Origin of the sequence: Rathayibacter sp. Leaf296, from assembly GCF_001423045.1 — a bacterium.
GTDB classification, from domain to species: Bacteria; Actinomycetota; Actinomycetes; order Actinomycetales; family Microbacteriaceae; genus Rathayibacter; species Rathayibacter caricis.
The window spans coordinates 844,299-862,202 of the sequence record NZ_LMNR01000002.1 but is presented as its reverse complement, the minus strand read 5'-3'; the positions used below and the strand labels follow the sequence as shown (position 1 = coordinate 862,202).

Sequence of the window (17,904 nt, the reverse complement as noted above, 5' to 3'; positions counted from 1 at the left end):
ACCGTGCGCTGCATGCGTCTGGCCGTGCTCGGTCGACCCTGAGAACGATGCGGGCGACAGATGTCGGAGGCGCAGGTCAGAATGGCGGAGCTGAGAGGGGGCCCCGATGGCCACGAGCCCATACGAGGATTTTTCCTTCGAGTCGGATCTGCCGAGCGCCTGGAGCAGCGCGTTCCCCTGGCTGGAGGGGCACGCCACCGCCGACAGGGCGGAGCTCCGAGCGGCCCTCACCGGCCGGGAGGTGGGCGACCCGAGCGCGCGAGCCGCGATCGTCGAGCACATCCTCGAGTACCGCACCTCGTCGACCATGCGCGAGCTCTTCCCGGCTGTGCGAAGCCGCGACGTGCCGCATCGAGTGGAGAGCGTCCGCCTGCGCAACGTCCTCCTCCGGGAGGACATCGCCGATTTCGAGACTCTCGCCCCCATGCGGGTGCGGGGCGTGATGGTGATCCGCGGCATGGGGGCTCGCAGCGTGACCGATCTGCTGAGCTGGGCGGTCGACGAGGCGATCCGCACCAACACCACGTCGCCGGCTGATCCCACCGCTTCCGCCCCGCTCACGCGGCGTTCGAGGCAGGCGGCGGAGGCCACGCCGAGGACGAGGCTCCTGGATGCGGTGCAGGTTGCGGCGTCGTGGCGTCAGGCTCTCGGACAGGGAGACGTTCCGTTGCTCTCTGCATCGCGGAACCCCCGTGCGGCTCCCTCCGTTGTCGTCGAGGCATGGGCTGTGCTCGATGCGCTGACCCCCGACCAGTGGATCGGTGCAGGCTCGGGTATCGCCTCCCTGCCCGAGCAACTCGGTGTCCACCTCGCCGAGCTCGACGACCGTCAGCGGATGATCTTCCTCGAGCGCCACGTGCATGATCGCCGGGCGACGCTGGACCAGCTGGGCGAGCGCCTGGGCGTCACGCGAGAGCGCGTCCGTCAGCTCGAAGTCCGGGTGGGGGACGCGACGTCGGGTTGGCTGGAACGGGACGAGGGCCTGGCTTTCCGCGCCGCGGCCGTGAGATCGCGGATCGGAGTCCTCTCGCACGTGGAGCTGCTCGCCTCCGTTCCGGGACTTCTGGACGCCGTCGACGACGTCGGGACAACGGCCCTGGCGGTTCTCGACGCTGTCGACGACGGTTTCGAGGGAGACGGTGCCTGGTTCGCGGTCCCCTCTCTCGGTGGCGCCCGATCAGAGACGGAGGTCCGTTTCGCCGACCTCGCCGACCAGCACGGTGGAGCTTCCCACCTGGACGTGCTCGCATCCTTCGCGGAGTGGACGGCACTCTCCGAGAAGCGCGTCGTCGAGTGGATGACTGCGCTCGGTCACGTGAGGATCGGCGACGTGTGGGCGCGGACGCGCCGGGCGTCCATCGGAGATCTGGCGGTGGCGCTCCTGAGTGTCGAGGGCGCTCCGCGGTCGATCGAGTGGATCGAGGCGGCGTTCGAGGGGGAGCGGGAGGCGCGGTCCATCCGGAACGCGCTCGCGAACGACGAGCGGCTCATCCGCGTCGGCCGTGGTGACTGGGGCCTCGTGGAGTGGGGCGGGGAGGTCTACACGAGCATCAAGGACGCCATCGCAGCCGAGGTCGAGCGGAGCGACGGCGCCGTCGCGCTCGATGCACTTCTCGAGGACCTCCCGGATCGGCTCTCGGTGGCCGCGAGCAGCGTGCGAGGCTACGCGTCGGGCTGGCCCTTCGTCACCCGCGCCGGAGTGGTCCGCTTCGCTGAACGGCGTGCCGCCGTCCGCAAGAAGCCCGGCCTCTCTAAGAATCTCTACTTTCTCGACGACGGCAGGGTCGCCTTCCGGCTCGAGGTGACCGCCGAGCACCTCCGCGGGAGCGGCACGGTGCTCTCCTCGGGTGTGGCGCTCGCGCTCGGGCTCGCGCCCGGCGAGCGGAAGCGCTGGCACGGCGACGACTCGGGCATCACGGTGACGTGGGAGGGCACCCAGCCGCAGATGGGCACCATCCGAGCCGCTCTCGCCACGATCGACAGCGCCAGGGGCGACGTCGTGCGGCTGGACTTCGCGGAAGATCGGGTCACCGTGTCGGCAGTGGAGGACTCGGGCGATGTCACGGCGCTGACCGGTGTCGTGGCGGACGATGATGGCGCTCTGGCCGTTGCAGTGGGCCTCGACCGGAGCGCATCCGCATCAGACGTTCTGATCCGATTGGAGGAGCGCGGCGAGTCCGATCTGGCCGCACTCCTCCGCAATCGAGCCGCAGACTGAGGCGGCTGGCGCGAGGCCGGCGTCAGTAGGCGTTGGCAGCGACGAGATCGTGCTCGGCGCTGCGGTCGAGCGCGGCGAGCGCTCGGGCCGCCTGCCGCTCGCTGGGCACGGTGCCGGGGACGGCGAGACGTTCGATCAGAGCACGCTCGATCGGACTGACCACGCCTCGTACGACGCCTTCTCCGAGCACAGTCGCCCACACCGCGGGATCGACACGGAGAACCCGAGCGACCGATTCCACCACCGAACCACCTTCTGGCGTGGTCGCGCTGGGTGCCCCCGGCGCCGCGTGCGCAGCGCTGGTCGGCGTGAGCTCATCTACCAGCGCAGAAGGCAGAACTACCCGCTTCTTCTGCGCGGAGTCCCAGCAGGCGTTCTGCTTCGCCCACTGAGTCACGTTCTTCTGAGGCCGGTCCGGATCGATCAGCACTGCATGCATGGCTCGAGCGATCCCCAGGAGCGCTTCCTCGGTGATCGGATCGAGCGCCTGCTGACGCCACACCCGTTCGAAGTCGAATCGGTGGTCGGGCATCTTGCGGCCCAGCTCGAAGGCGAACTTGGACATCGCGTAGGCGACGATGTTGGCGAGATACCCGCCTTCGTACCAGTCCGCCTTCATGACGGCCGCCCTCAGCCGGTTGTACATGATGACCTTGGCAATGCTCTGCCGGTAGTAGTCGTCGTTCACCGCATCGGCCGACTGCTCCCACAGGCGGTCGGTGGCCACCGCATAGGCCATGAAGTTGCTCTGCGCACCTCGGCTGACCTCGTGAGGCTTCTGCTCCCAGGAGAAGGCGAACTTCGCCCAGTCCGTCTTCGTGATGACCTGGCTCTTCGGGAACTCGAGTTCGAAGCGCCGCTGCTCTGCAGGCGTCCGCGCGTTCTTCGTGTTCTCGTATTGACCGCGGGTCCTCTCGTAGAACCATCCGGTGCCGAACTGCACCCCGTCCCGGGCGGGCGCCTTGACGCGGAGGCTGATCTGCTCGAGTCGCACATGGAACGGGCTGTTCGAGAAGAAGTCGGCCTCGCTGACCTTGTTCTGGCTGTTCGCGTAGCGCGACACCTTCGCGACGAGCTCTGCCGCCTGAGCCGGAGCCACTGTCACCAGCTTCATCTGCACGAAGACGCCCTCCAGAGAGCGGTCCTTCGCCAGCCGGACGAAGTGCGCGAGGGACGACGTCGTCTGTCCGCCGTTGACGATCTGCCAGTTGTCGATCGAGGTGATGAAGCTGGCGCCGTCCCGCTGCTCGACCGTCACTCCTGTGGCGGTCGTCGTGAGGCCGTTGTTGTAGGCGAGGAACATGTCGGGCTCCTCGGCGAGAGTCGACTGAATCCCCTTGTTGACCTTCCCTCGCGCGCTGAGGAACGTCCTGACGTTCGACTCGAGCAACTGGCTGCCATAGCGCTGGAATGCGTCAGCCAGCAGTCGGCCGGGAAGAACGGCCAGATAGCTCGTCGCGGCCGCGCCGTTCTCCGCACCGATGAGACAGGGGAGCCCCTCCGGCATCCACTCGGTCAGATCGATCCGGATGTCGTCCCGGCCGCTCTCCGAGGCAGCCAGCTCCTCGAATCGCCGGAGGTCCCAGATGGAGTACGACGCGGGCGTGCCGGCGACGACCTCATCCTCGATGGTGATGACCCGGGAGCTGAGCGTGGCATCGGTGACGAGGATGAACTTCAGGCGGTTGAACTTTCCCAGGTTCTCGCGGAAGTAGATCGCGTACTCCGCTTCGCGGGAGCTGGGCTCGAGATTCTCGGAGAGCCAGCCGTCTACCGAATGCTCGAGATACGCCTCACCGGCGCCGAAGATCTTCCGTGCCTCGGTCTTCGTGAGGATCGTGCCCGGAGAGTCGTAGTACGCCCCGACGATGACGACGAGCGAGTCATCTGCGGTGTCCTCGGCGTACCCGAGGATCTCGAGCTTCTTCGATCGCCGCCCGGAGCAGCGCAACGGTTCGACCGTCGCGTCGAAGACGACCTCCGCCTCCTGGAGACGGGCGATCAGCTCCTCGCCGAAGGCTTGGACGGCGAAGGAGGAGGAGCCTTCCGCTCTGATGGCGATGCGCTCGCGAAGCGCTTCCTCGAAGGTCATTGATTGTACTCCGGTTCGTGCTCAGTGCAGTCGAAGACTGCTCGCGTAGTCGGCGAGCGACGCGATGTTCAAACGGTAGGTGACGCTCGTCACCGCGGCCGGAACCGAGACCGCGCGCACGCGCGGGAACTCGTCCACGACGTCAAAAGCGAGGACGTCGCCGATCCGGAACCACCAGTCGGCGTAATAGCTGTCCTCCCGGTCGAAGCCGAGGGCGTGGACGGCATCGCTCCAGAGCTTCCTGGAAGCCGGATTGTGATCGGCCTCGGCCGCCAGGGCATCGAAGAGCTGGAGCAGGTTGCGAGCCTCCTGGTCCGATGCGTCGGATCTCTCAATTGGCAGGACTGCTAGCTGGAGCGTCGCGTTGGCAGGTTCCAGCTGTTGCAGGCTCGAGATCGTCACCTCCATGGATGGCCGGTGTGCCGACTTCACCTCGACGCAGTGCCCGGAGGGGAAGATGAAGTCCTTGCTGTTGCCGAAGGGACCGCTCCAGTCCCGGAGGGCCGTGGACGGCGTCTTCCCTGCGGAGAGGATCATCTCGAGGATCGTCAGCTCGGCCATCAGCCCCCGAAGCGCGTCCTCCCCAAGTCGACCGCGCGGCTTCGCGAGGAAGTCCCGGAACGTCTCGAGACTGCGTGCGAACGCCTCCACGCTCGCTTCCGCGCCGTCGACCCGCTGGCTCTCGTCGAGAAGGTACCGGCAGAGCACGAGGAACGCGGGGTCGACGTCCGGCTCGAGGGAGGTTATCCGCAGGTAGGTCGTTCCCGACTGAGGGGCCTGCGAGACCTGCACTGAGAAGCCACGCCCCCCGTCGATGAAGTAATCGAGCGTCGACGGGAGCTCAAGCACGAGAGCCGGATGCCGCTGACTGTTCTGGACGAAGACGCGAAGCCACAGATGACGAAGCCGGACGACCTGGCCGTCCTCCCCGCGAAGCACGGTGGCGAAGGCCTCTTCAAGGTTCACGCGGCTCCCTCATCTTGTTCCTCGTCTGCCGACGGCATGTTGAGATTCATGCGCGCGTATACCGTGTTCGCTACGAATCGGGACACCCGGCCCTTCTTGCTTCCCGCCCGCTCTTCATCGTCGGAGGAGACCGGGAAGGCCACCACGACGGCGACCAGCGGTTCATCCGCTCGGATCTTCGGCCGCTTGTCCTCTTTCACCACGGTGCCATGCATTTCTTCGGCTCTCGCGTCGGTGAATGTCTGAGTGATCACGCTGTAGACGAGAAGCAGGGGACGCTCCAACGCATGGCGGATGATGGTGGGCTCCGAGAGTCGCTCGCCAGCGCTGAGACCGGCCTCGAGCTCGCGGATGACGTCCTGATTCATCGCATTCTTGATGTCGGACCCTGCTGCAACGCGTCGATTTCCAAAGCGCAGTGACTTCCCCGAGCTCGCCTCCACTCCAGTCCGGAGGCTGGTCTTCGGATCACCCGGAAGTCCGAGCGCGCTCGACTGATCCCCGGAGCCCGTTACGAATCCGACATCCCAGCTCTCCGCATTGACCGCATCAGCCAGGTGCGCGGCCAGTTGTGCCTTGTCGCTCTTGGTTGTGCGACCGAAGAATGTCTCGGTGTCGTGACCTCTGAATTGCGCGAAGAAGCGCGCGACAACTTCTGCGGGCACGCTTTCCCACAGGAGTGACCCGCGATTCGCGGCCGGGCCCTCCAGGGTCTTCAAGGTCTCCACCAGAGCGACTCCTGCTTTCAGGTTCCGGTCAAGGTCCTCAGTCTCTGAAGACAGCACATACGATTCGAAGAAAGCTCCATTGATATCCACCTCGCCTTCGATTTGCGAAGCATTCTTCTGCTTGTTCGCGGCTGTGATCAGGAATGCCTCGGGGTGCCTGCGCATCTTCAGCCCGAACTGCTGCGGCGTCATCTTCAGGGAGTTCATCAGGCGGAGGGACCCGCGCAGATCGTCCGAGACATCTGCGACGTACTTGAAGAGATCCACGACGGCAGAATCGATCCACACTCGAACGAGGTCCTCGTAGCCCGGTCGGTAGCCGAACCACCGCCCCATCTGCAACAGGGTGTCCGCGGCTGCTGCCTTCCTGACGAAGTAGCTCACCTGCAGTCCGTCGAGCGTGAGGCCCCGCGCGAGGACATCGCCTCCAACGAAGATCGTCGGCAGTCGTGATTCGGCCTCACGGTCCTCCCGTGACATCTCGCTCAAGCGCTTGTTGCGAGGGCCCATCGTCCCGCTGTTCACCAGGACGACGGTGATCTCGGCTGCAATGTCGAGGAGGTGCGGTCGCAGGTCAGTCCACGACGCTGTTCCCGGATACTCCTCCTCGAAGACGTCTTTGAGTACTGAGGCTGAGGACCTGCCATCTGCCAGCTCGTCCTCCGGCAACGCATACTCTGCGAGCACTGCTCGCGTGACCTCGTCGAGGAAGTGCTTGACCTGCGCGGTCACGTTCTCCTGCACATCGTTGAATCGGGAGACGTTGATCATCATCGACGCAGGACGAGTCTCGCCGTCTCGCGCCCGCCGAATCGCAGTGCCCACGAGGAAGGTGCTCACTGCCCTGACCATGCTGGTCGGCAACTCCTCCAGCTGCGCCGTCCGCTTGTGACTGAAGGGAAGGACCTCGAGGCAGTCCTGCACGTCGGTCCGGATGCGCCTCGGCACTTCCGGGGCGGTCTCCCGACCGAAGTAGGACTCCACTCCGGTGTAGTTCGAGGGGCTCTCGAGAGCCTGGATGAAGTCGCGGGGGAAGAGGTCCTCGTCGACCGAGTCATCGATGAGCACATTCGCGAATGGAGTCGCCGTGATGGCCACGTACGAGCTTCGACTGGAGGTGGCGAGGAGGCGGCGGATCACCTTGTTCACCGCTGCCGCGTCTTCCTCCGTCTTCGTGTTCACGGAGGCCCAGTCGGCCTCATCGTCCAGCACGACCAATGGAGCGTTCAGCTTCCCGTTCTGAGCCTGGCCGACGAGGTAGTTGGCGAGGTTCGCGAGGACTCTCGCGTTCTTCTTGACGACGAAGATCGTCGGAGTATCCCCCTCGAGGGCGACGACACCGGCGTTCTTGCTGGCGGCGCTGAAATCGGAGCGCGTCGTGGTGAGGATGTTGCTCTGGATCGTGGAGTCGATCTTTCCGACGCCGATGCGCATGTTCGCGTAGCGGGAGTCGATGTTGTCCGCGATGTAGACGGAGTCGACGCCGGTCATGTCCTTGTCGAGTCGCTGCTGGGTCTGACGTCGGAGTTCCTCCGTGTGCCCGCCGATCACGACGATGATCTTGTACCCGTAGTCGATCGCCTTGTTCAAAATGCCGAGGTAGCTGGCGGTCTTGCCTGACTGCACCTCTCCAATGACGAGCCCACGTCGAGCCCACTCGCCGTGGATCTTCGGATCGCCCATGCTTTCGAGGACAGTATCCGTCAATTCATCGAGCTTTTGAATGACATTCGGGCTCCACTCGCGATTGACGAGGAGCTGTCGGTAGGCATTCCACCGCTTGGTGTCCGTCGTGGCGCTTCGTTCGGCGAGCCATTCCTTGAACGTCGCCGGGTCGACGACGATCGGAATGAGATCGATCACGACCTTTCCCACCTCAGTCAACCGAGCAACCACATCGTCGACATCTATCGCGCCGAGCTGGGGTGCGAGAATCGGGGCGAGTTGGCGCGCCTTCGTCTCGAGATCGTCCAGCGGAATCGACCGGTCGTTCAACAGCGTCATGTTGAGAGCGTCGAGCAGGATCTTCTTCTGTGTTTTGATTGCCGAGCTCGTCATGCGTTTGCGCTCCATACCTGCTTGATGAGTCCGTCGAGGTCCTCGACGCGATCGAAGGGCTCGGTGGCCCGGAGTACCGACGCGACCTGCGCCGGGGAGAAGCTGCCGAAGCCGCCGGAGCGGTGGAGTGCGGAGAGCTGCTCCAGCACCTCCGTCGTGGTGACTGCCGGTGCAGAGTTGGTCTGGCCTTTCGCCGCCTCGACGTAGAGGTCTGCGGTAGGGAAGGTCTGTCCGAGATCGGCGAGCAATCGGCCGAGCTGTCGTCGTTGCGCGTCGGTCAGTGTCTCCTGCAACGCGCTGACGAGCGGATGATCGGCGTTGATCTGGTAGCGGTAGCCGTCACGCTCGGTCACCTTCTCCCACATCCTGGCGACAGTGTCCCCTGTCGCGCGTCGACCTCGGAAGGTGTGCACCCGCTTGCTCTTCCCGATGACCTGGTCCATCACCCGGCGGAAGTGGGTCCGGAAGGCCTGAGGAGGCTCGGCTCGGGACTTCTTGATGTCCAGCTGCCAGAGGTGATCGACGGTGTTGGGGATGTCGACCATGACGCGCGATTGCTTGGACAGCTCCTCGCGCCGGGACAGCCCGAACCAGTGACCGTAGGAGATCAGGCGGCGGTTGCGGTAAATGTAGAAGCCCTGGCGCTCTCGCATTCCCGCGCCGAGATCCCAGCGCTCGCGCTCCTTCTTCGAGAGCGCGGAGGCGTGGGGGAGGGTGTACGCCTGGAACTCGATCCGTTGCCCTTCGATCGTCAGAGGCTCCCGGTAGGACTCTTGCGTCCGAGGATTCCTCGAGAGAAAAGGGTCCAGAGCGGGCACGTCGATGCCGTTCACAGAGATGACGAGCGGATTCCGCGTGCCGTCATCCAAGAAGCGATGGAACGTGAGTGAAAGGTGACCCCTGAGATCCTGGAGACGCTCAGCCATCACGACATCGGGGCGCGCCGCCGCGCCCAGCATGTAGTCGAGCTCTTGCCAGACCACCAGCGTGCCGGCGTTCCGAGTCAGAAAGGCATCAGCGCGGGGCAGGGCCGCGTATTCGCTCTCGCCGAGAATGCTGAGCGACCACTGCCCCGTGGTGAGTACGTGATCAATATCCCACTGGAGGGCGGTCGTCTCGCCGTTCTTGCGGGTGAGAACCGTCAGCCGCCTCGCTTGGGAGAGCGACGCGGTCTTGAGGCCGAGACCGAAGCGTCCGAGGTCAGAGCCGGCGCGGGTCGTCGTCCGCGCGCTACCCGCGAGCTGCAGCGCAGTGCGCGCCTCGTCCGGGCTCATTCCGACACCGTCGTCGAGAACAGTGAGGAATGACGAATCGATCGGATCCCCAGTGATCTCGACTCTCCGCGCATCAGCGCTGATGCTGTTGTCCACGAGGTCGGCGATGGCCGCTTGGAACGAGTAGCCGACAGAGCGCATCGACTCGAGGAGCTCCACGCCGGGAACCAGGATCTCGTGCTCCAAGCCGCCCCCTTGATGAACCTGACCACAGCCTACGTGCCGGAAACAGAGCACCTGTGCAGGGATGAGTCCATGCATGTGCATTTCTTCCTAGACCACTCCGTGCCACGTCGATGCGGCGGTGCTGCGGAGGGCTGGACCGCCGCCGGCGAGGTAAGCTGCTCCTGCCCCTCGAAGGTCCAGCAAGCGTCTATGCGGGTTCGGATCGAACGGATCCTCGCGCTGATCCAGCTGGACCGTCGGATGTCGGATGCGCGATGCACACTGACGCGGGGCAGATCGAGAGGCAGTACGTGGAATTCAGAATGGGCGAGCTCTTCTGCGGCCCGGGTGGAATGGCTCTGGGAGCCCACCGGGCGGCCCAGGAGCTGGGCGTCGACCTTCAGCACGTGTGGGCGAACGACTACGACGCCGACACCTGCGCGACGTACCGCTCGAACATCCCGGGCGCGACTCCCGACTCCGTGATCCACGCCGATGTCCGGGTCCTCGACACGGCGTCCCTCGCGCCGATCGATGGCTTCGCCTTCGGCTTCCCGTGCAACGACTTCAGCCGCGTGGGCGAGCGCAAAGGGATGATGGGGCGGTTCGGGCCGCTGTACAAGTACGGCGTCAACGTCCTGAACGAGCACTCCCCGTCCTGGTTCGTCGCGGAGAACGTGGGCGACCTGAAGGGCGCCAACGACGGGCACTCGTTCCGCCAGATCCTTCGAGAGCTCGAGCGAGCGGGAGATCAGGGAGGGTATGTCCTCACGCCCCACCTCTACAAGTTCGAGCAGTACGGGCTTCCGCAGCGCAGGCATCGCATTCTCATCGTCGGCATCCGCAGGGACCTCGATGTGGAGTTCCGCATCCCTTCAGTGGAGCCCTACGCGCACATCGACAACTCGGCCGGGAACAGGCTCGAGAATCCCCCGATCGGGCCGCACGTCACACAGAACGAGCTCGCGAAGCAGAAGCCGTGGGTGATCGAGAGGTTGACGCACATCCTGCCCGGGCAGAGCGCCTTCACTGCGGAGTTGCCGGAGCACCTGCGTCTCAATGTCACGGGCGCGACGATCAGTCAGATCTACAAGCGCTTGGAGCGGGACAAGCCCTCCTATACCGTCACTGGATCCGGCGGTGGCGGGACCCACGTCTACCACTGGGACGAGCCGCGGGCCCTGACCAACAGGGAACGGGCAAGGCTCCAGACCTTCCCGGATGAGTACCTCTTCGTCGGCGGGCGGGACAGCGTGCGCCGTCAGATCGGCATGGCCGTTCCGGTCGAGGGAGCCGAGGTCGTCTTCTCGTCGCTCTTCAAGTCCTTCCTCGGGATCGACTACGAGTCGACGGACACCAACCTTCCCCGATCCGTCGCCAACGTGATCAGGTCGCCTGCGGGCAGGTGAATCGGCTGTGGGCCGTGCGAAGCCTTTGGAGTCCTGGGCGTCCTCTGAAGGCGCTCGTCGCTCGATGGTGGGCAACAAGCGTAAGAACACGACTCCGGAGCTCGCTGTGCGGAGCAGACTTCACGCCCTGGGTCTGAGATACCGCGTCGACTTCGCCCCGCTTCCCGGATTGCGGAGGCGTGCGGACATCGTCTTCACTCGGCGTCGCATCGCCGTCTTCATCGACGGCTGCTTCTGGCACAGCTGCCCCCTTCATGCCACACGCCCGAAGCAGAACGCTCACTACTGGTCGCCGAAGCTCGCTGCGAATATCGCGCGAGACCGCGACACGGATGCGCGGTTGACCGAGGCGGGCTGGCTGGTGCTCCGCTACTGGGAACACGAGGAGCCCGATGCCATCGCGGCTACGATAGCCGTCCGCTGGCGAGGGGTGAACGTGCGGTCTGGACGACCGGCGGCTAATTCAGACGGAACGTCCTGATGAGGACCTCGATCAGCTCCCGAGCGGCCTTCTCGTCGAGCTGCAGAGTCTGGCTGCTCTTGGGTCCGGAGACCCGGTCGTCGGATCCGAATGTCGACAGGTGGATGTACTTGGTCCCGTCCTCGGAAGCGACCTCCTGATAAGTGCAGTCCACTTCAGTCGAGTGCACCTTCACGTTCTGTCTGCCCGGTTGGAGGGTCCTGATCCTTGCCATGCCTGTGACCTTCTTCTCTGCGGCCCCGAGAAAGGGGACAACGTGATCAGGATGCCAGGACGCAAGCCTCACTCCGTCACTTCTTCAGCGGGTCGTTCCCCCAGTTCATCAGCGAGTACCGCCACTTCGTCTCCGTCACGTCCCCGTCCGGACGCTGCGCCGAGTGCCGGTGCACGTAGCCGACGACCTTCTTCATGTGCGCGTAGTCGTCGTCGCTGAGGTCGGTCTGCTTGGTGCCGAGGATCTCGATGATGCGGCGGCCGCTGTGGTGGCCGACCGATTCGCCGCCGCCGGACTTCTGGCCGACCTCCTTCGACTCATCGGTCTCGAGCCGGCTCTCGATCTCCTTCGCCGTCATGTTCACGGCCTCGTGGAAGTCGTCGCGGATGCTCCGCTGCTCGTCCTGATCCGGCATGTCGCTCCTCCTGTCGCAGGCGCCCGGCGCCCTCGTGCTCCTACCAGAGCGGCTGCACGGGGAGAGGTCAAGCCCCGACCGCACACCCCCGCCCACGCGTAGCGTCGCCCGTATACGGGGGCCAGAGCTCCCGCCTGTCGACTGAGAAGAGAAGAGACACGCATGCCGTCACGGAACACGCTCGTCCGCAGCCTCCACGACCTCGGCGCCGCCGCCTGGTTCGGCGGATCCCTCATGGGCGCCGTCGGGCTGAACGGAGCCGCCGCGACCTCCTCCGACCCGTCCGAGCGCCTCCGCGTCGCGTCGGTCGGCTGGGCCCGCTGGAGCCCGGTGCAGTTCGCCGCGATCATCGCCCACGGCGTCGGAGGCATCGGCCTGATCCTCGCGAACAAGACCCGCCTCGCGAACCAGCAGGAGAGCCGCACCAACACGATCATCAAGACCGTCGTCACCGGTCTCGCCGGCGCCGCATCTGTCACCGCCGCGATCGCCGGAGCGACTCAGGCCAAGCACATCGACGAGGGAGCAGAGGGAGTCACCGAGGCCGCGCCGCAGAACTCGGCCGAGCTGACGACCGCCCTCCGCGTGCAGAAGGCCACCCAGTGGCTGATCCCGGTGCTGACCTCGGTCATCATCATCCTCGGCGCCCAGCAGGGCGAGCAGCAGCGCCCGGTGAAGGGGCTCTTCGAGACCACGGCGCGCATGTTCCGCAAGTAGCGCGGACCGCCGCACGACGAAGGACGGATGCGCCGGAAGCCCCGGCGCATCCGTCCTTCGTCATGTGCCGGGCACGTCCCGCGCGCAACCGCGAGAATCAGTCTGGGCCGGCGCGGCCCCGAGGCGACTGATTCGGCGGCCGCATCGCCCGACGAGCAGGGGAGTCGCCGTGTCTCTCGCCCCCGACGATCCCTTCACGGACCGCCGACAGCGCAGCCGTCGTGCTCCCGCTGGGAGCTCCGCCGGGCTCGCGAGCAGGATCGAGGCGGTCCTGCTCGTCGTCCTCCTGCTCGGCCTCGGGGTCGTCCTCTTCGTGCTCCTCCTGGTGCAGCAGCTCGGCATCGACGCGTGCAGCGGGAACCCCGACGGGTGCGACTACACACTCCTGTCCGCCGCGACCTGGATCATCCCGGCCGTCGTCGGCCTGTTCGCGGTGCTGACGATCACCGCCGCAGCCCGCCGATCGACGACCGCCCGGCGCATGAGGGCGATCCCGCTTCTCGGCGCGGCGGCCACCGTCGTTGCGTTCCTCCTCGCTTCGGCGCTCGTCGCGATCGCGCTTGCAGGGGTGAGCACGTGACCGTCCCGGAGTGGAGGGACGAGTCGCTAGCGCCTCGCGAGGTCTCCGACCAGCTCGGCAGCGAGATCCGCCACCTGGCCGAGAAGCTGTTCTGGCGACGCTGAGACGTCCAGCCGGCGGACGTGGATCTCGACCGCTGCTCCGCGAACCGAGTAGGAGGAACCGCCCCGGCCGACCGAGATCAGCCAGCCCTCGCGGAGCCCCAGCACCGTGCAGTAGGCGTGCATCTGGTACAGGTCCTCCACCCGTGACGAGCCGGTCTTGTACTTGGCGTCGGCCACCATCACCGGGTGCCCCGAGCGCACGTGCACGATGTCGGGCCGCACCGCTTGCCGGCCGCCCTCGTCGAGGGTCGTCGAGTACTGCGCGAGCGTGACACCCGACGAGAGCGGAGCGAGCGCGTCCCGCAATGCCGTGGTGACGAAGCTCTCGAAGAGGCCGGCCATGTCGACGACGAACGAGGCGAGTGGGGACTCGCCGGCGGTGCTCGACGGAGCGCGGCGCTCGAGGATCAGGTCGGCGAAGACGAGCGCCGGAACGTAGTGCGCGGTGAGCCGGCTGCGGCGCCACGGGGGCACGGCTGCCCCGCGGCGTAGGCGCTCCACGCCGTCGAGGCGCCCGTCGAGGTGGAGGAGCCGCCGCCGCAGCGCGTCGCGGAGGCGGGGCAGCGTGAGCAGTGCACCGATCGCCGCCCGGAGGACGATGTTCTCGGCGATGTCGACCGTGTACTCGTCCACCGTCAGCTCGACCGGCAGCAGGCGACCACCGCGAGCGACCTGATCCGACATCCGGATGCGTCCGCGAACCGTGACCGCGGTCTCGTCGTAGGTCCGGTACCCCTGCAGGACCCCTCGCGCCAGCGCCCGCTCGGCCAGCCGCACGAACGTCTCGGCGATGGCGGGCGCGAGATCGTCCTCGGGGGAGGCGTCGACGTCCTCCGGGCGGAACCCGGGATCGCGCGCGTAGCCCAGCAGGAACAGCAGCGACCCCAGCGGAGTCTTGGGCTGCACGACGATCTCGTCCTCGCCCGAGCGCACCGCCCCGACTTTGTTCGACGCGGCGGCGACCTCGATCCCGCCGCGACCGAGGCGCGACTCGACCAGCCCGGCCGTGGTCGCCGCGGCGACGACGTCCGGACCGATCGGGCACGGCCGCCAGCCGCCGTTCTCCTCGAGGGAGAAACGCGTCATGCTTCGTCGATCTCGTCGACCACCAGCGGCGTCGTCAGGTCGAGTGCGTCGAGCCCGAATCGCGCGCGGATCTCCTCCCGGGACAGCCGGCCGTAGTAGTGCTCGTCGAGCAGGGGCAGGATGTCGTGCTCCCAGATCCGGACGAGCCCGTCCTCGGTGCGGGCGCTCGCCCGCAGGAGGTAGGACGGGCCGATCTGGAAGTCGCGGTCGGTCTCTCCGATGCGCTCGTTGAGGGTGTCGAGCAGCGCACCCCGCCTCGTCGTGCGGCCCTCTACCCGGTGGATCAGGCCGTGCACGGGCCGTTGCGCCGGGTGCAGCTCGAAGAAGGCGAAGCGGCGGCGGATCGCCGCGTCGACGAGCGAGATCGAACGGTCGGCCGTGTTCATCGTGCCGATGACGAACAGGTTCTTGGGCAGCGCGAACGGCTCCTTAGGGGAGTACTGCAGCGACACCTGCTCGTCGCGGTACTCGAGGAGGAAGTACAGCTCGCCGAAGATCTTCGCCATGTTGCCGCGGTTGATCTCGTCGATGATCAGCACGTGGGGGACGGCCGGGTTGCGCACGGCGGAATCGGCGAGCAGTCGGAGGGGCCCCTTCGCGAGGCGGAACACCGCGGATCCGCTCCCGTCGGTCGCGGGACGGAAGCCCTCGAAGAAGTCCTCGTAGGAGTAGGAGGGGTGGAACTGCACGATCCTCACGGCGCTCGCGGGGGCGGCGAACCGGGCCAGGGCCCGCGCGACGAACGTCTTCCCCGTGCCGGGAGGGCCGAACAGGATGATCTGCCTCCGCTCCTCGAGTACCGCGGTCACGTCGTCGAGCCAGGCGCGGTCGTAGTGGAGGCCAGCGGCGAACTCGGCAGTGGGACGCGGAAGGCGGAGGTCGGTCGGCGTGGGTGTGGGCATCGACAACGGTTCGACCCGGATGAACGCGTCGTCACGGGACAGCGCGTCGAGGACCGCCTGCGGCAGAGCATCCTCGGGAACGCGATCCTCCTCCCACCGCACCGAGCGCTGAGCGCGGTCGCCAGGCATCCACCGGCCACTCCGGAGTGTCCCCACCCGGATGCCGCGGTCGTCCCGCACCAGGATCTGCTCGCCCGGACGCATCCCGCTCAGCACGGCCGCGGTCGAGTCCACCCTCTGCAGCAGCCCGGAGATCGGCTCCGCTCCGTTCCAGCGGGCCAGAGCCGTCGTGCGGATCGCCGCGCGGCTCGCTCCGAAGTCGGCGGTGATCGCGCCCGGAAAGCCGATGGTGTCGCCGAGTACGGCCCGACTCGGAACGCACCAGGCCGCGAGCGCGTCGTCACGGTCCGCGCCGCGCCACTCCGTGCTCCACGGCGGCAGATACCAGTCGATGTCGAGGTGCCCCTGCGGATCCAGTCGGTCGCGCAGGTGCAGCAGATCGCGGTCGAGGTCGCCGGTCGGCCCCGACGGCAGTACGGGAGCGAAAGTGTCGCGGATCTTGGTCTTGTCTGCGGTCGACACGATCCGCTCGAAGACGCTCGGCCAGGTCAGCGCGAGCAGGGAGCTCTGAATCGCCGGGGAGGCGGGATCGACGGCGATGGTCTGCTCGCGGAACAGCCACGGGTCTCCGAGCGCTGCATCTCGCGTCTCGGCGTCGAGTCCGTCCCAGTGCTCGATGAAGGAGCAGAGCCACTGCAGATGACGGGCGATCTGCGGAGTGAAGCCGGCGCCGCCGCTGAACGTGCCGCGGACGTCGAACGCGGCCGCAACCGCCTCGGGGAGGGCCGGCGCGTCGGGGAGCAGTGCCAGGATCTCGCGCAGCAGCTCGCGCTTCGTCCCGGCGCCGACGTTCGTGAGCGGAAGGCGCTGGACGAAGCACAGCTCGGCCGCGAGCAGGACGACGTCCCGCGATGCGTCCGCCAGCTGCTGCAGCAGCCGCCCCCGGAATCCGCCGGACGCGTCGGGCAGCGAGTCCAGAGCACCGCGAAGAGCCCGAGCGGTGGGCGCGGTCCAGGTGCGCACGGTCGCGTCCAGTGGCGAGGCAGCCCCGCTCAGTCCGGGAGTCAGGATCACGCCGGCTGCCGCGGCGATGGCGCGGCGCTCGGCGCTGCCGGTCGGTGACGACTCCTCCGAGCGCGTCACCTCCTCCTCGAGCCCGCGCACCAGGAGGCAGTCGGAGCACCAGCCGGGCGACGTCAGCTCACGCGGATCGGTGTCGGGTGCTGCGAACCACGCGTCGAGGATCTCGGCCTCGGTCCAGGAGCGGCGCGGCTGGGTGACGCCGTGACGACAGGTCGGCACGTGCAGGCGCCCGGATCGAGCTTCGAGGTAGCCGTCCTCCGAGGAGGCCAGGCTCCAGTTCACGCCGTCGAAGGTGCGCTGCGAGCTATCGAGTGGGGTGCGGGCTGCCAGTTCGCCTTCGACGGCGAACCCCAGCTGCGCGAGGACGCGCTGCGCCTTGCCGGAGTCGAACGGCTTCGTCGTCAGCCCGGTCGCGACCGCGAGAACCTGCTTCACCGGCCACCGCCGCCCGAGTGCCTCGACCGAGTACTTCGTCACGGCGGCGGGTTCGACCGCGCCGAGCGCAGCCTCCACCGACTCCCGCGTGAGCTCGTAGGGATTCCCGTCGATGGTGAACTGCAAAGCGCCTCCCGCTGTCAGGCCGATTCTGTCGGGCTCCACCGACACTGAACGGCGGGCGCGCGGGTCACTCCGACGTCCCCAGGCAGAACGCCGCCGCGAACGCGCCGGTGCTCGTCTGCTCCGCGATGACCTCGCCGTCGAGGGTGATGCGGCAGGTGATCGCGCCGGTGTCGCCGGCGCCGGTGGTCGCGGTGAGGGACTGGACCTGCACGGCGAACTCGCCGGCGGCGGGCACCTGCACCTCCTTCGTGAAGGGGAGGGGCTGATCGGCGGCGGCCGCGGTGCCGTCGGCGAGGTCGCTCGAGGTGGCCCAGCCGATGGAGGCGTCGGGGGCGTCGCCGGTGACCTCGAGGAGGAGGGTCCGGGTGGGGCCGACCGGTTCCGTGCTCTCCGAGAGGGGTGCGCGGCTCGACTCGGCGTCCTCGAAGGCGTTCGTGACGCCGGTGACGAAGCCGGCCGTGTAGATCACGGCGAGCACGATCGACAGGATCAGCGCCACCAGGTTCAAGGCCGTGCCGGCGATCGCGGCCTTGCGGCTCCGGTTCTTCAGGAACAGGGCGATCACTCCGAGCACCAGGCCCACGAAGGCGACGAAGCCCGAGACGTAGTTCACGATCGGGATCGCGGCGCCGATCAGCGCGACGATGCCGATGATGAGGGACGCGAGACCGAGTCCGTTCCCGGTCTTCCGCCCGGGCGGGGGCGTCGACGGGCCGGGAGCGGGCTCGGGGAAGACGGCGGGGTTGTACAGGGTCATGCCGCCAGTCAACCAGCAGCGACGTTGACCGGGC

At 67.1% G+C, this 17,904-nt stretch carries 14 protein-coding genes; 5 read left to right on the top strand and 9 right to left on the bottom strand.

Annotation, left to right across the window (positions count from 1 at the left end; translation table 11 throughout):
- Window positions 1-106: 106 nt before the first annotated feature.
- On the top strand, window positions 107-2,218 hold the full coding sequence (locus tag ASF46_RS14250; RefSeq protein WP_056868168.1) for a sigma factor-like helix-turn-helix DNA-binding protein: 2,112 nt from the start codon (window positions 107-109) through the stop codon (window positions 2,216-2,218).
- A gap of 22 nt (window positions 2,219-2,240) precedes the next feature.
- Here ASF46_RS14250 and ASF46_RS14245 read toward each other — a convergent pair whose 3' ends face one another.
- From ASF46_RS14245 to ASF46_RS14230, 4 genes are read right to left on the bottom strand one after another with little or no spacing between them, the layout of a single operon-like run.
- Window positions 2,241-4,310 (bottom strand): AIPR family protein, encoded by a 2,070-nt coding sequence (locus tag ASF46_RS14245; RefSeq protein ID WP_056868167.1) that lies wholly within the window; start codon window positions 4,308-4,310, stop codon window positions 2,241-2,243.
- Window positions 4,311-4,331: 21 nt separating this feature from the next.
- Window positions 4,332-5,276 carry a PD-(D/E)XK motif protein gene (locus tag ASF46_RS14240; protein ID WP_056868166.1) on the bottom strand — a complete coding sequence of 315 codons (945 nt, stop codon included), beginning with the start codon at window positions 5,274-5,276 and terminating at the stop codon, window positions 4,332-4,334.
- Window positions 5,273-8,062: a Z1 domain-containing protein gene (locus ASF46_RS14235; RefSeq protein WP_056868165.1), complete on the bottom strand. Its 2,790-nt coding sequence runs from the start codon at window positions 8,060-8,062 to the stop codon at window positions 5,273-5,275. The genes ASF46_RS14240 and ASF46_RS14235 overlap by 4 nt, the downstream gene beginning before the upstream one ends.
- Window positions 8,059-9,522 carry an ATP-binding protein gene (locus ASF46_RS14230; RefSeq protein ID WP_082485608.1) on the bottom strand — a complete coding sequence of 488 codons (1,464 nt, stop codon included), beginning with the start codon at window positions 9,520-9,522 and terminating at the stop codon, window positions 8,059-8,061. The genes ASF46_RS14235 and ASF46_RS14230 overlap by 4 nt, the downstream gene beginning before the upstream one ends.
- Before the next feature lie 254 nt (window positions 9,523-9,776).
- On the opposite strand from ASF46_RS14230, the gene ASF46_RS14225 reads away from it, so the two are divergent.
- Together ASF46_RS14225 and ASF46_RS18890 are read left to right on the top strand one after the other, a co-directional pair.
- A complete protein-coding gene (locus ASF46_RS14225; RefSeq protein ID WP_200919717.1) occupies window positions 9,777-10,910 on the top strand; it encodes a DNA cytosine methyltransferase in 1,134 nt (377 codons plus the stop codon).
- A gap of 7 nt (window positions 10,911-10,917) precedes the next feature.
- On the top strand, window positions 10,918-11,391 hold the full coding sequence (locus ASF46_RS18890) for a very short patch repair endonuclease (protein WP_327205467.1): 474 nt from the start codon (window positions 10,918-10,920) through the stop codon (window positions 11,389-11,391).
- Here ASF46_RS18890 and ASF46_RS14220 read toward each other — a convergent pair.
- Together ASF46_RS14220 and ASF46_RS14215 are read right to left on the bottom strand one after the other, a co-directional pair.
- Complete coding sequence (locus tag ASF46_RS14220; protein WP_157602531.1) at window positions 11,369-11,560, bottom strand: hypothetical protein; 192 nt, start codon at window positions 11,558-11,560, stop codon at window positions 11,369-11,371. The genes ASF46_RS18890 and ASF46_RS14220 overlap by 23 nt on opposite strands.
- 121 nt (window positions 11,561-11,681) lie before the next feature.
- Entirely contained in the window at window positions 11,682-12,020 is a 339-nt protein-coding gene (locus tag ASF46_RS14215; protein ID WP_056868162.1) for a DUF3140 domain-containing protein, read from the bottom strand.
- Between the two features lie 162 nt (window positions 12,021-12,182).
- On the opposite strand from ASF46_RS14215, the gene ASF46_RS14210 reads away from it, so the two are divergent.
- Window positions 12,183-12,737, top strand: coding sequence for a hypothetical protein (locus ASF46_RS14210; protein ID WP_055790249.1), 555 nt, complete (start codon window positions 12,183-12,185; stop codon window positions 12,735-12,737).
- Window positions 12,738-12,906: 169 nt separating this feature from the next.
- Window positions 12,907-13,317 (top strand): hypothetical protein, encoded by a 411-nt coding sequence (locus ASF46_RS14205; RefSeq protein ID WP_056868161.1) that lies wholly within the window; start codon window positions 12,907-12,909, stop codon window positions 13,315-13,317.
- A gap of 26 nt (window positions 13,318-13,343) precedes the next feature.
- On the opposite strand, the gene ASF46_RS14200 is transcribed toward ASF46_RS14205, so the two are convergent.
- The 3 genes from ASF46_RS14200 to ASF46_RS14190 form a co-directional block, all read right to left on the bottom strand.
- Window positions 13,344-14,507: an McrC family protein gene (locus tag ASF46_RS14200; RefSeq protein WP_056868160.1), complete on the bottom strand. Its 1,164-nt coding sequence runs from the start codon at window positions 14,505-14,507 to the stop codon at window positions 13,344-13,346.
- Window positions 14,504-17,113 carry an AAA family ATPase gene (locus tag ASF46_RS14195; RefSeq protein ID WP_056868159.1) on the bottom strand — a complete coding sequence of 870 codons (2,610 nt, stop codon included), beginning with the start codon at window positions 17,111-17,113 and terminating at the stop codon, window positions 14,504-14,506. The genes ASF46_RS14200 and ASF46_RS14195 overlap by 4 nt, the downstream gene beginning before the upstream one ends.
- 64 nt (window positions 17,114-17,177) lie before the next feature.
- Window positions 17,178-17,870 (bottom strand): MmpS family transport accessory protein, encoded by a 693-nt coding sequence (locus ASF46_RS14190; protein ID WP_056868158.1) that lies wholly within the window; start codon window positions 17,868-17,870, stop codon window positions 17,178-17,180.
- Between the last annotated feature and the right edge of the window lie 34 nt (window positions 17,871-17,904).